We start from the raw sequence: 13,148 nt of genomic DNA on the forward strand, positions 1-13,148 counted from the left end.
GGATTACATGCCGCTGTAGACGGGGCCTTCGCCGCCTTGCGGAGCCACCCAGACGATATTCTGCGTGGGATCCTTGATATCGCAGGTCTTGCAGTGCACACAGTTCTGCGCGTTGATCTGCAGGCGGTCGTCGCCGTGGTCGTCCTTGATGAACTCGTACACGCCCGCGGGGCAGTAGCGCGCCTCGGGGCCGCCGTACTTGGCCAGGTTGACCTTCACGGGAATGGAGGCGTCCTTCAGCGTCAGGTGGACGGGCTCGTTCTCGTCGTGGTTGGTGTTGGAAATGAACACCGAACTGAGCTTGTCGAAGGTGAGCTTGCCATCGGGCTTGGGATAGTCGATGCGCGCGCATTCCGAGGCCGGCTGCAAACAGGCGTGATCGGGCTTGTTGTGGCGCAGCGTCCAGGGCATCTTGCCCTTGAGCAGCAGTTGTTCGACGCCGGTCATCACCGTGGCGATGGTGCGGCCCTTCTTGAACCACTGCTTGAAGTTGCGCGCCTTGTTCAGTTCGGCATGCAGCCAGGATGCTTCGAAGGCCTTCGGGTAGGCGGTCAGTTCGTCCTGGCGGCGATCGGCGACCAGTGCGTCGAAGGCGGCTTCGGCGGCCATCTTGCCGGACTTGATGGCGGCGTGGCTGCCCTTGATGCGCGAGGCGTTCAGGAAGCCGGCTTCGCAGCCGACCAGCGCGCCGCCGGGGAACGTGAGTTTGGGCAGCGACATCAGGCCGCCGGCCGTGATGGCGCGCGCGCCGTAGGCGATGCGCTTGCCGCCTTCAAAGGTGCCGCGGATGGCGGGGTGCGTCTTGTAGCGCTGGAATTCTTCGAAGGGGGACAGCCAGGGGTTGGCGTAGTCCAGGCCGACGATCATGCCCACCGCCACCAGGTTGTTGTCCAGGTGATAGAGGAACGAGCCGCCGTAGGTGTCGGAATCCAGCGGCCAGCCGGCCGTGTGGACGACGAGGCCGGGCTTGGATTGGGCCGGATCGACTTCCCACATTTCCTTGATGCCGATGCCGTAGGACTGCGGGTTGCGGCCGTCGTCGAGCTTGTAGCGTTCGATGAGCTGGCGGCCGAGCTGGCCGCGCGAGCCTTCGCCGAACACGGTGTAGCGGGCATGCAGTTCCATGCCGGGCTGGTAGTGGTCGGTGTGGGAGCCGTCGCGGGCAACGCCCATATCGCCGGTGACGACGCCGCGGACGGCGCCATTCTCGTCGTACAGCACTTCAACCGCGGCAAAGCCGGGGAAGATGTCCACGCCCAGCGCCTCGGCCTGCTCGCCCATCCACTTGACGACGTCGCCCAGACGGACGATGTAGTTGCCTTCATTGTGGAAGCACTGCGGCAGCAGCCAGTTCGGCGTGGCGCGCGCGCCGGTCTGGGACAGGAACAGGAACTTGTCCTGGGTGACGGGCACCGTGAGCGGCGCGCCTTTTTCCTTCCAGTCGGGGATAAGCTCGGTCAGCGCCAGCGGGTCCATGACGGCGCCGGACAGGATGTGCGCACCCAGTTCCGCGCCTTTCTCAAGCACGCAGACGCCGATCTCTTGGTTCTTTTCAGCGGCTAGCTGCTTTAGACGGATAGCGGTGGCCAGGCCGGCGGGTCCACCGCCAACCACGACCACGTCATATTCCATCGACTCGCGTTCAGACATTTGCAAAGCTCCCCGTATGTATTCCATATGTGGCTGGAAGTATTATCGGCGATTGTATTGCAGGCGGAGGCCGAGTATGCCTTCGTATTTCTTTTAGCCTTCAGGAGTAAACGGTGAACCCGGACAATCTGTCTGCGCGGCTTCTTGCAGTGGGCGACACCCATCAACTGGAATTGCCTTTGCGCTGGGGCGATTCAGACGCCTTGAACCATCTCAACAACACGCTGTATTTCCGCCTCATGGAAGAAGCCCGCATGCAGATCCTGTATGGGGCGGGCTTCGAACTGCCCGCCGATAGCGGCCCCATCCTGGCGCATGCCTCGTGCGATTTCCTGCGCCCGCTGACATATCCGGCCACCGTTCGGGTCACGCATACCGTCACCCGTATCGGCCGTTCCAGCGCGGAATTCGAGCTGCTGCTCGACAAGGTCGGCGACACGGCGGGCCCCTATGCGCGCGGTCGCAACGTGCTAGTCTGGATGGACTACGTGGCCAATGCGTCCGCTGCATGGCCACCCGAAGTCCTGGCGCGGATGGCAACGCAGTTCAAGCCCGCCGCCTGAGGCCGCGGCATCCGAGCCGCGCCATCGGGACCGCGCACGCGAACCGGCCAAAATAGCGCGTGCGTTGGCCGGGCATGCCGGTAAAATCTACCGCAAAATCAAAAAAGCAATAAGGGCGCGCCACCCTCGGCGCCGCCGCTCCAAGGTTATCGGGCCTGGCCGCGATGCCCCGGAGCTGGCGCCGGCAGCCGCGCTCTCTTCAGTTCGACCTTAACTAGGAGTTGGAGCGATGGACAAGGTTTTTGCAAGCGCCCAGGAGGCGCTGGCAGGCATCGTCAAGGACGGTCAGATGATCGCCGTGGGCGGTTTCGGCCTTTGCGGTATTCCCGAAGCCCTGATCGCCGCGCTGCGCGATTCGGGCGTCAAGGATCTCACCTGCATCAGCAATAATGCGGGCGTCGATGGTTTTGGCCTGGGCCAATTGCTGAATACGCGCCAGGTTCGCAAGATGATCGCGTCCTACGTGGGCGAGAACAAGGAATTCGAACGCCAGTTCCTGTCGGGCGAACTCGAGCTCGAGTTCACGCCCCAGGGCACGCTGGCCGAGAAGCTGCGCGCCGGCGGCGCGGGCATTCCCGCCTTCTTCACCCGCACCGGCGTGGGCACCATCGTGGCCGACGGCAAGGAAATCCGCGAATTCGACGGCCATCAGTACGTGATGGAACGTTCGCTCGTGCCGGACGTGTCGCTGGTCAAGGCGCATATCGCCGACCGCAGCGGCAACCTGGTGTTCCGCAAGACGGCCCGCAACTTCAATCCGAACGTCGCCATGGCCGGCAAGTTCACGGTGGTCGAAGTCGAGGAAATCGTCGACACCGGCAGCCTGGACCCGGATCAGATCCACCTGCCTGGCATCTATGTGCAGCGGATCGTGTTGAACACGACCCCCGAAAAGCGCATCGAACAACGCACCACTCGCCCGGCCTAAGGAGAAGACGACATGGCATGGTCCCGCGATGAAATGGCGGCGCGCGCGGCGCGCGAGCTGCAAGACGGTTTTTATGTGAATCTGGGCATCGGCCTGCCCACCCTGGTCGCCAACCACGTGCCCAAGGGCGTCGAGGTCTGGCTGCAATCAGAAAACGGCCTGCTGGGCATCGGCCCGTTCCCCACCGACGATGAAGTCGATGCCGACCTCATCAACGCCGGCAAGCAGACGGTCACGACGCTGCCCGGCTCGTCGATCTTTTCGTCGGCCGATTCGTTCGCGATGATCCGCGGCGGCAAGATCAACCTGGCCATCCTGGGCGCGATGCAGGTCTCCGAAAAAGGCGACCTGGCCAACTGGATGATCCCGGGCAAGATGGTCAAGGGCATGGGCGGCGCGATGGATCTGGTGGCCGGCGTCGGCCGCGTGGTCGTGCTGATGGAACACGTGGCCAAGAAGAAGGACGGCACCGAAGACATCAAGCTGCTGCCCGAATGCAATCTGCCGCTGACCGGCGTGGGCGTGGTTGACCTGATCATCACCGACCTGGGCGTGATGGAAGTCACTGAAAACGGCCTGAAGCTCCTGGAAACGGCGCCTGGCGTGACGGTGGACGAGATCAAGTCCAAGACCGGCGCGAAGCTGGACGTGTCGGCGGTCCGCTGATTCTTCCCGCCGCCATGAAAAACGCCCCGCAAGGGGCGTTTTTCATGGCATCGGCGTTCAGGCCGCTTCGTTCAGCAGCATGCCGACGTGCGCAATGCCGTCTTCCATGTATTCCTCGGTGACCGGCACGAAGCCGTGTCCGCCGTAATAGCCCCGCAGGCGCGCCTGCGCGCCCAGATAGACCGGCTGGCCCGGCCAGAGGCGCCGCGCTTCGTCCTTGGCGCGGCGCATCAGTTCATGCCCCAGGCCCGTCCCGCGGGCGGCGGGGGCGGTAATGACCCGGCCGATGACGGCCCGGCCGTCGTTCAGGGCCGGCTCCAGCAGCCGGCAGTAGGCCAGCAGCGCGCCCGCCCGCCAGGCCATCAAATGCTCGGTCTGCCCTTGCAGGTCCTTGCCGTCCATGTCGAGAAAGACGCAATTCTGCTCCACGACGAAGACTTCGGAACGCAGCCTCAAGATGGCGTAGAGCTCGGCGGGCGAGAGTTCGGCGTGGGGCTTGCAGGTCCAGGCGGGCAGCATTCGGCGTTCCATCTATCGGGAAATCAGCGAGGGCAACAAGCGTACCTCAAACCGGCCCCGTTACTTTCGCTCGACTGTTACATATTTTCACGGGTATACCCTTAGTATGAAAATCAATTTTCTTATCTAAAATTTGCGTGTAAACAAATTTACATAAACCTCCGCTAAGACCCCCACCTCTTTTCGATGACCAAGGCCGCACCTACGATCGCTGATCGGATCGCCCGGGCACAGCCCGCGCTGAGCCGGACTCAGCACAAGATGGCCGAGTACGTGCTGGCGCATCAATTCCGCGCCGCCACCATGACCATCGACGAGTTCTCGGCGGCGGTGGGGGTGTCGGTGGCAACGGCCAACCGTTTTGCGCGCGCCCTGGACCTGCCGGGGTATCCGCAATTCCGTGCCGAGCTGGCGCGCGGCTTCGAAGCGGCGCTGGAACCTGTCGAAAAGCTACGCACCGAACTTGCGCACTCCGCCAGCGCCGTGCAGATATTCGCCGCCACGCTGGAAGAAGACATCCGCAACGCGCAGCGCAACCTGCAATCGCTGGACTCCGCCGCCTGTGAGCAGGCGGTCGAAGCCATCCTGGCCGCCGACCGCGTGTTCATCATCGGTTTTGGCGCCAGCGGCTTCCTGGCCGGTCTGCTGCAGCGCGGACTCTGCATGCATCTGCATTCCGTGGAGTCGCTGGCCGGCCCTGGCGGCGTCTCGCACGCGGCGCGCCAGATGTCGCGCATGACCAGCAAGGATCTGGTGATCGCCATCGGCTTTCCGCGCTATCTGGCCGACACCGTGACGCTGGCCGGCGCGGCCAGGCAGGCCGGCGTGCCGGTCCTGGTGCTGACCGACAAGCCCACGTCTCCGCTGGCGCCGACGGCATCCGTCGTGCTGTACGCGTTTTCCGCGCGCCAGCTCATTCCCAATTCCGAAACCGCCGCGCTCGGGCTGATCGAAGCCCTGTCCGCCGCGGTGGCCTATCGGGCCAAGAATTCCGTTGCGGCCGCCGCTGGGGTGACCCAGTCCGTGATGCCGTGGCTCTTCCATGGAGTAGGTAAACGATGATTCAACCCGTGATTGCCATTCACGGTGGCGCCGGCGCGATGTCCCGCGCGGCCATGTCCCCCGAGAAAGAACAGGAATACCTGAGTGCGCTGGAATCCATCCTGACCGCCGGCCAGGCCGTGCTGGCCAAGGGTGGCAGCGCTCTGGATGCCGTGACCGAAGCCGTGCGCCTGCTCGAAGACTGCCCGCTGTTCAACGCCGGCCACGGCGCGGTGTTCACCAGCGCCGGCACCCACGAGCTGGACGCCGCCATCATGGACGGCGCCACGCTGCGTTCGGGCGCCATCGCGAACGTGAACCGCGTGCGCAACCCGATCTTCGCCGCGCGCAAGGTCATGGAAAACAGCAAGCACGTCTTTTTCGTGGGCGAGGGCGCCGAAGCCTTCGCCGAGCAGGAAGGCCTGGACCTGGTGGATCCGTCGTACTTCTCGACCGACGCCCGCCGCGAACAGTTGCTGCGCGTGCAGCGCGAAACACCGGACGCCGCCGTGCTGGACCATGACGGCCAGGCGATGGTCGCCCGCGGCCAGCCCGCGCCGGCCGACCCGCTGGATGCCGACAAGAAGTTCGGCACGGTGGGCGCGGTGGCCGTGGACGCCCAGGGCAACCTGGCCGCCGCCACCTCCACCGGCGGCATCACCAACAAGCAGGTTGGCCGCGTGGGCGATGCGCCGATGATCGGCGCGGGCACCTATGCCAGCAACAAGACGTGCGCCGTGTCCACGACGGGCACGGGCGAGATGTTCATCCGCATGGTGGCCGCGTACGACGTGGCCGCCCAGATGGAATATCGCGGCGCATCGCTGGAAGCCGCGGCTGACAGCGTCGTGATGGAAAAACTGCCCACCATCGGCGGCAAGGGCGGCCTCGTGGCCGTCGATGCCCAGGGCAATGTGGCCTTGCCGTTCAACACGGAAGGCATGTATCGGGGTTACGCCCGCGTAGGCGAAAAGCCGGTTACCGCCATCTACCGATGAGCGGCAACGGGTTCTGCATTGATATTGGGGAAAAATGAAGATGGTTGATCGCGCAAACAGCCTGGCGCTGCCGGATAACCGCGTGGTCCAGGTCGACGACCTGACGGTGCGTTTCGTGGGTTCGGAGCGCACGGTCGAAGCCGTGCGCAATCTGTCGTTCCATGTGGACCGGGGCGAAACCCTGGCCATCGTGGGCGAATCGGGTTCGGGCAAGTCGGTGACGTCGCTGGCGCTCATGCGCCTGGTGGAACATGGCGGCGGACGCATCGCTCAGGGCAGCATGTCCTTGCGCCGGCGCAATGGCTCCGTGATCGACCTGGCCAATTCCAGCCAGCGCGTCATGCGCAACGTGCGCGGCGCGGACATGGCCATGATCTTCCAGGAGCCCATGACCTCCTTGAACCCGGTGTTCACGGCCGGGGACCAGATCGCCGAGTCCATCCGCCAGCACCAGGGCAAGGATGCCGCGGCCGCCCGCGCCGAAGCCCTGCGCATGCTGGAGCAGGTTCGCATTCCGGAAGCCAAGTCGGTGCTGGACCGCTACCCGCATCAGTTGTCCGGCGGCATGCGCCAGCGCGTCATGATCGCCATGGCGCTGGCCTGCAAACCGGCGCTGCTGATCGCCGATGAGCCCACCACCGCGCTGGACGTGACCATCCAGGCGCAGATCCTGCAACTGATCCGCCAGCTCCAGGACGAAATGCACATGGGCGTGGTGTTCATCACCCACGACATGGGCGTGGTCGCCGAAGTGGCCGACCGCGTGCTGGTCATGTACCGCGGCGACAAGGTCGAGGAAGGCCCGTCCGAACAGGTCTTTGCCGCGCCCAAGCACAGCTACACGAAGGCGCTGCTGTCGGCCGTGCCGAAGCTGGGCGCCATGCAGGGCACCGACCTGCCCGCGCGCTTCCCGCTGCTGCAGGTGGAAGGCAAGGCCCAGCCCGTGGCGGAACCCGGCGTTGCCAGCACGCAGGAAGTGCCGGCGGCCAAGCGCGAGCCCATCCTGAGCGTGCGCAATCTGGTGACCCGCTTCGATCTGCGCGGCGGCATCCTGAGCCGCGTGCAGCGCCGCGTCCACGCGGTGGAACAGGTCAGCTTCGATCTGTTTCCCGGCGAAACGCTGTCGCTGGTGGGCGAATCGGGTTGCGGCAAGTCCACCACCGGCCGCTCGCTCCTGCGCCTGGTGGACAGCCAGGGCGGCGAGATCAAGTTCGGCGGACGCGACATCGTGCGCCTGAAGAACAATGAGCTTCAGACCCTGCGCCGCGACATCCAGTTCGTGTTCCAGGATCCGTTCGCGTCGCTGGATCCGCGCGTGACGGTCGGCTTCTCCATCATGGAGCCGCTGCTGGTGCACGGCGTGGCCAAGGGCCGCGATGCCGAGCGCCGCGTGGCCGAGCTGCTGGAACGCGTGGGCCTGCCGCCGGAAATGGCGCAGCGCTATCCGCATGAATTCTCGGGCGGCCAGCGCCAGCGCATCTGTATCGCGCGGGCCCTGGCCCTGAATCCCAAGGTCGTGATCGCGGACGAATCCGTGTCGGCGCTGGACGTCTCGATCCAGGCGCAGATCGTGAATCTGCTGATCGACCTGCAGCGCGACATGGGCATTTCGTTCCTGTTCATCTCGCACGACATGGCCGTGGTCGAACGCGTCAGCCACCGCGTGGCCGTGATGTACCTGGGCCAGATCGTCGAGATCGGCCCGCGCCGCGCGATTTTCGAGAACCCGCAGCATCCCTACACCAAGAAGCTGATGGCGGCGGTGCCGATCGCCGATCCCGCGCGCCGCCACATCAAGCGCACCTTGCTGTCCGACGAAATCCCCAGCCCGATCCGCAAACTGGACGACGAACCCGTGGTGCAGCCGCTGGTTCAGGTCGGTACGGATCATTTTGTAGCCCGCCACCCCGTCGGCGGAGCGTATTGAGTCAGTAGTTGACCTTGTTTTTCTTCCACCAAACCCCCTAATTCCGTTTTGGAACCAGGAGTTGCAATGATGAAAGTTCTGCGCCCCACCAAGCTGATGGCCGCCGCCGCGGTGGCCTTCGGCGTGCTCACGTCGCCGTTGGCGCATGCCGCCAAGGACGTGACGTTTGCCGTCTCCATCGCACTGGAAACGCTGGATCCGTACAACACGAACAGCACGCTGAACCAGGCGGCCGGCAAGGCCTACTACGAAGGCTTGTTCGAGTTCGACAAGGACCTGAAGATCCAGAAGGTCCTGGCCACCGACTACACCGTCAGCGAAGACGGCCTGGTCTACACGTTCAAGCTGCGTCCCGGCGTGAAGTTCCACGACGGCACCGACTTCAACGCCGAAGCGGTCAAGATCAACTTCGATCGTCCGGCCAACCCGGAAAACCGCCTGTCGCGCTATATCCAGTTCAGCGTCATCGACAAGACCGAAGTGGTCGACCCGATGACCATCAAGATCACGCTGAAGAAGCCGTTCTCGGCTTTCATCAACGCGCTGGCCCACCCGGCCGCCATGATGATCTCGCCCGCCGCGCTGGCCAAGTACGGCAAGGAAATCGGCTTCCACCCCGTCGGCACGGGCCCCTTCGAATTCGTCGAATGGAAGCCGGCTGAATACCTGAAGGTCAAGAAGTTCGACGGCTACTGGAAGAAGGGTTACCCCAAGGTCGACACGCTGACCTTCCGTACCGTGACCGACAACAACACCCGCGCCGCCGTGGTGCAGACGGGCGAAGCGCAATTTGCTTTCCCGGTGCCGTTCGAGCAAGCCGCCGTGCTGAAGAAGAACGACAAGCTGGACGTGGTCGATCACCAGAACTCGATCATGGCCCGCTACCTGTCGATGAACACGCAGCAAAAGCCGTTCGACAACGTCAAGGTGCGTGAAGCGATCAACTACGCCATCAACAAGGACGCCCTGGCCAAGGTCGCGTTCTCGGGCTATGCCACCGTCGTCGACGGCGTCGTGCCCCAAGGCGTGGACTACGCGCACAAGATGGGCGCGTGGCCCTACGACATCAAGAAGGCCAAGGCGCTGCTCGCCGAAGCCGGCTACCCCAATGGCTTCGAAAGCCAGCTCTGGTCCGCCTACAACGACGGCACCTCGGTGAAGGTGGTGCAGTTCCTGCAGCAGCAATTGGCTCAGGTCGGCATCAAGGTGTCGGTGGAAGTTCTGGAATCGGGCCAGCGCGTCCAGCGCGTCCAACAGGTGCAAAAGCCCGAGGACGCCAAGGTCCGCATGTACTACGCCGGCTGGTCGTCCTCGACCGGCGAAGCCGACTGGGGCCTGCGCCCGTTGCTGACCACCGCCGCTTTCCCGCCGGTGCTGAACAACGTGTCGTACTACTCGAACAAGTCGGTTGACGACGGCATCCAGCAGGCGCTGGCAACGACCGATCGCGCCAAGAAGACGGAAATCTACAAGAACGTTCAGGAAACCATCTGGAAGGACGCCCCGTGGGCCTTCCTGGTGACCCAGAACAACCTGTACGTGAAGTCGAAGAACCTGTCGGGCGTGTACGTGGAACCGGACACCTCGTTCTGGTTCGGCGACATCGACCTGAAGCAGTAAACCTAGCAGTCACTCTCGGGGCCCACGGGCCCTTGTAAGGCCACATACGGCGGGGGCACGGTGTCCCCGCCGATGTTGCAGGAATTTCAATGCTGACCTACATCGTCAAACGTCTTTTGGGCATGATCCCCACGCTGCTGCTGGTAGCCGTGGTCGTGTTCCTGTTTGTGCACATGCTTCCGGGCGACCCGGCGCGACTGGCCGCGGGCCAGGAGGCCGACCAGCAAACCGTTGAGCTGGTGCGCAAGGAACTTGGGCTGGATCTGCCTCTGCCGCAGCAGTTCGTGCGCTACTTCAGCCACATGCTGCAGGGCGACCTCGGCACCTCGCTGCGCACCAAACGTCCCGTCTCGACCGAAATCGCCGACCGCTTCATGCCCACCCTGTGGCTGACGCTCGCGAGCATGGTCTGGTCCGTTTCTTTCGGCATGATCATCGGGATCGTGTCCGCCGTGTGGCGCAACCGCTGGCCTGACCGCCTTGGCATGACGCTGGCGGTGTCCGGCATCTCGTTCCCCGCATTCGCGCTGGGGATGATGCTGATGCAGGTGTTTTCCGTGAACCTGGGCTGGCTGCCGACCGTGGGCGCCTCGACCTGGCAACACTATATTCTGCCGTCCATCACATTGGGCGCCGCGGTGGCCGCCGTCATGGCGCGTTTCACCCGGGCGTCCTTCGTGGAGGTCATCCAGGAAGACTTCGTGCGCACTGCGCGCGCCAAGGGCCTGACCGAGCGCCGCGTCGTGATCAAGCACGCGCTGCGCAACGCGCTGATTCCCGTCGTGACCATGATGGGGCTGCAGTTCGGCTTCCTGCTGGGCGGCTCGATCGTGGTCGAGACCGTGTTCAACTGGCCCGGCCTTGGCCGCCTGCTGGTTGACGCCGTGACCCAGCGCGACTATCCGGTGATCCAGGGCCTCGTGCTGCTGTTCTCGCTGGAATTCATCCTGATCAACCTGATTGTCGACGTGCTCTACGGCGTCATCAATCCCAGCATCCGTTACAAGTGAGGCGGCCATGAGCAATACGACACCCGCCACGACCATCGCCGCTGTTCCTAAGAACGACGTGCGCACGCCCGCCACCGAGTTCTGGCGCAAATTCAAGAAGCAGAAGCTGGCCGTGGGCGCCGGCGCCTTCGTCCTGCTGCTGGTCGTGATCGCGGCCTTCGCGCCGTGGATCGTGCCGTTCGACGCCGAGAACTTCTTCGACTACGACGCGCTGAACGCCGGCCCCTCGCTGACCCATTGGCTGGGCGTGGATTCGCTGGGCCGCGACATCTTCAGCCGCATCGTGATGGGCGCGCGGATCTCGCTGGCCGCCGGCTTCCTGTCGGTCGCGATGGGCGCCATCGTCGGCACCTTCATGGGCTTGATGGCAGGCTATTACGAGGGCTGGTGGGAACGCATCACGATGCGCGTATCCGACGTGCTCTTGGCCTTCCCGGGCATGCTGCTGGCCATCGGCGTGGTCGCCATCCTGGGCTCCAGCATGATCAACGTGATCGTGGCCGTGGCCGTGTTCAGCGTGCCCGCGTTTGCCCGCCTGGTGCGCGGCAACACGCTGTCGATCAAGCAGATGACGTACGTCGAAGCGGTCAAGAGCGTGGGCGCGTCCGACTGGACCATCATCATGCGCCACATCCTGCCCGGCACGATCTCGCCGATCGTGGTGTACGGCACGATGCGCATCGGCACGTCGATCATCACGGCCGCCAGCCTGTCCTTCCTGGGCATGGGCGCATCGCCTCCCACGCCGGAGTGGGGCGCGATGCTGAACGAGGCGCGGGCCGACATGGTCATCGCCCCGCACGTGGCGATCTTCCCCGCGCTGGCGATCTTCCTGACGGTACTGGCTTTCAACCTGCTGGGCGACGGCCTGCGCGACGCGCTCGATCCGAAGATCGACCGCAAGTAACATCGACACACGCCGCCGCCCCGCCGCCGGGCCGCCCCAAGGCGGGGCAGCCCCCTCGGGGGGGCAGCTAGCCCCCGGTAGGGGGCGCGGCGTGGGGGCAGTTACTCACTGCCGCCGCCCCGTTCGACCGCGCGCCATCAGGCCGCGCACCGAATCAAGGACGGCGGCGTTTTGCATTGAGGAGCGTGGCGACACGCTGCAAACATGGACAACCTAGCGCTGGAACTCCCCCGCATCGGCGTGCTGCCGTCGGGGCCGCTGGACACGATCTGCGACGTGGGCGAGGTGACGGTGGGGCATTGCACCCTGGCCGACGGCCCCGTGCAGACCGGCGTCACCGTCGTGCGCCCGCATGGCGGCGATCCCTATCTGGACAAGACGCCCGCCGCCGCGACCGTGCTGAACGGCTTCGGCAAGAGCACGGGCCTGATCCAGGTGCAGGAGCTGGGCGTGCTGGAAACGCCCATCGCGCTGACCAATACCTTTGGCGTGGGCACCGTCGCCAATGCGCAGATCCGCCACGCGGTGGCCGCCAATCCCGGCATCGGGCGCGGCCTGGCGACGGTGAATCCGCTGGTCTTCGAATGCAACGACGGCTACCTGAACGACATCCAGGCGCTGGCCGTGCAAGAGGCGCACTACGCCGAAGCGCTGGCCGGCGCGGGCAAACCGTTCGCGCAGGGCTCCGTGGGCGCGGGCCGGGGGATGTCGTGCTTTTCCTTCAAGGGCGGCATCGGCTCGGCCTCGCGGGTGGCGTCCATCCAGCCCGGACTGCGCCATACCGTCGGCGCGCTGGTGTTGGCCAACTTCGGGCGTCTGCCCAACCTGACGGTGGCGGGCAGGCCGTTCGGCCGCCGGCTGGCCGAGCAACTGGACCGCGGCCTGGCGCAGCAGGGCGAGAACGCCGTCATCGCGCCCGAGAAGGGGTCGATCATTCTGCTGCTGGCCACCGACGCGCCGCTGGATTCGCGCCAGTTGCGCCGCCTGTCGCTGCGCGCCGGCGCCGGCCTGGCGCGCACGGGTTCGGTGTTCGGCCATGGCAGCGGCGACATCGCGCTGGCGTTCTCGACCGCCTACACGATCCCGCAACAGGCCGAGTCGCCCATGCCCGCGATGGCGATGTTGCACGAGGCCCGCATCGACCCCTTGTTTGAGGCCGCCGCCGAAGCCTGCGAGCAGGCCATCATTTCCGCGCTGTGGCACGCCGAGGGCGTGACCGGCAGCGACGGCCACCACCGCGATCCCATCCGCCAGGCCGCGCCCGATTGGCGCCAATGGCTGTCCGATACCGAATTCTGAATTCCTCGAAGGCTGCATTC

Annotated in this window: 12 protein-coding genes; 10 read left to right on the top strand and 2 right to left on the bottom strand. The window is 65.0% G+C overall.

What is annotated here, in order from left to right:
- Nucleotides 1–3: 3 nt before the first annotated feature.
- On the bottom strand, nt 4–1,650 hold the full coding sequence (locus tag ASE30_RS13515) for an electron transfer flavoprotein-ubiquinone oxidoreductase (protein ID WP_057284814.1): 1,647 nt from the start codon (nt 1,648–1,650) through the stop codon (nt 4–6).
- 113 nt (nt 1,651–1,763) lie between these two features.
- Between ASE30_RS13515 and ASE30_RS13520 the strand changes: the two genes are divergently transcribed.
- From ASE30_RS13520 to ASE30_RS13530, 3 genes are all read left to right on the top strand, one after another.
- A complete protein-coding gene (locus ASE30_RS13520; RefSeq protein WP_057284815.1) occupies nt 1,764–2,213 on the top strand; it encodes a thioesterase family protein in 450 nt (149 codons plus the stop codon).
- Nucleotides 2,214–2,442: 229 nt separating this feature from the next.
- Nucleotides 2,443–3,141 (top strand): CoA transferase subunit A, encoded by a 699-nt coding sequence (locus ASE30_RS13525; protein ID WP_057284816.1) that lies wholly within the window; start codon nt 2,443–2,445, stop codon nt 3,139–3,141.
- 12 nt (nt 3,142–3,153) lie between these two features.
- Nucleotides 3,154–3,807 (top strand): CoA transferase subunit B, encoded by a 654-nt coding sequence (locus ASE30_RS13530; protein ID WP_057284817.1) that lies wholly within the window; start codon nt 3,154–3,156, stop codon nt 3,805–3,807.
- A gap of 57 nt (nt 3,808–3,864) precedes the next feature.
- Here ASE30_RS13530 and ASE30_RS13535 read toward each other — a convergent pair whose 3' ends face one another.
- Complete coding sequence (locus tag ASE30_RS13535; RefSeq protein ID WP_200964438.1) at nt 3,865–4,323, bottom strand: GNAT family N-acetyltransferase; 459 nt, start codon at nt 4,321–4,323, stop codon at nt 3,865–3,867.
- Between the two features lie 189 nt (nt 4,324–4,512).
- On the opposite strand from ASE30_RS13535, the gene ASE30_RS13540 reads away from it, so the two are divergent.
- The 7 genes from ASE30_RS13540 (at nt 4,513) to ASE30_RS13570 (ending at nt 13,128) form a co-directional block, all read left to right on the top strand.
- Nucleotides 4,513–5,388, top strand: coding sequence for a MurR/RpiR family transcriptional regulator (locus ASE30_RS13540; RefSeq protein WP_057284819.1), 876 nt, complete (start codon nt 4,513–4,515; stop codon nt 5,386–5,388).
- Complete coding sequence (locus ASE30_RS13545) at nt 5,385–6,365, top strand: isoaspartyl peptidase/L-asparaginase family protein (protein WP_057284820.1); 981 nt, start codon at nt 5,385–5,387, stop codon at nt 6,363–6,365. Before ASE30_RS13540 ends, ASE30_RS13545 begins: the two co-directional genes overlap by 4 nt.
- Before the next feature lie 40 nt (nt 6,366–6,405).
- Nucleotides 6,406–8,292, top strand: a complete 1,887-nt coding sequence (locus tag ASE30_RS13550) for a dipeptide ABC transporter ATP-binding protein (RefSeq protein ID WP_057285192.1) — start codon at nt 6,406–6,408, stop codon at nt 8,290–8,292.
- Between the two features lie 66 nt (nt 8,293–8,358).
- The gene (gene gsiB, locus ASE30_RS13555; protein WP_057284821.1) at nt 8,359–9,912 is read left to right on the top strand and encodes a glutathione ABC transporter substrate-binding protein GsiB; all 1,554 of its coding nucleotides are present in this window, start codon (nt 8,359–8,361) and stop codon (nt 9,910–9,912) included.
- Nucleotides 9,913–10,001: 89 nt separating this feature from the next.
- Nucleotides 10,002–10,922 carry a glutathione ABC transporter permease GsiC gene (gene gsiC, locus ASE30_RS13560; RefSeq protein WP_057284822.1) on the top strand — a complete coding sequence of 307 codons (921 nt, stop codon included), beginning with the start codon at nt 10,002–10,004 and terminating at the stop codon, nt 10,920–10,922.
- Nucleotides 10,923–10,929: 7 nt separating this feature from the next.
- Nucleotides 10,930–11,829: a glutathione ABC transporter permease GsiD gene (gsiD, locus tag ASE30_RS13565; protein WP_057284823.1), complete on the top strand. Its 900-nt coding sequence runs from the start codon at nt 10,930–10,932 to the stop codon at nt 11,827–11,829.
- A 204-nt stretch (nt 11,830–12,033) separates the two neighbouring features.
- Entirely contained in the window at nt 12,034–13,128 is a 1,095-nt protein-coding gene (locus tag ASE30_RS13570; protein ID WP_057284824.1) for a P1 family peptidase, read from the top strand.
- Nucleotides 13,129–13,148 lie beyond the last annotated feature (20 nt).

This window comes from Achromobacter sp. Root83, from assembly GCF_001428845.1.
In the GTDB taxonomy this organism is placed as follows: domain Bacteria; phylum Pseudomonadota; class Gammaproteobacteria; order Burkholderiales; family Burkholderiaceae_B; genus Achromobacter.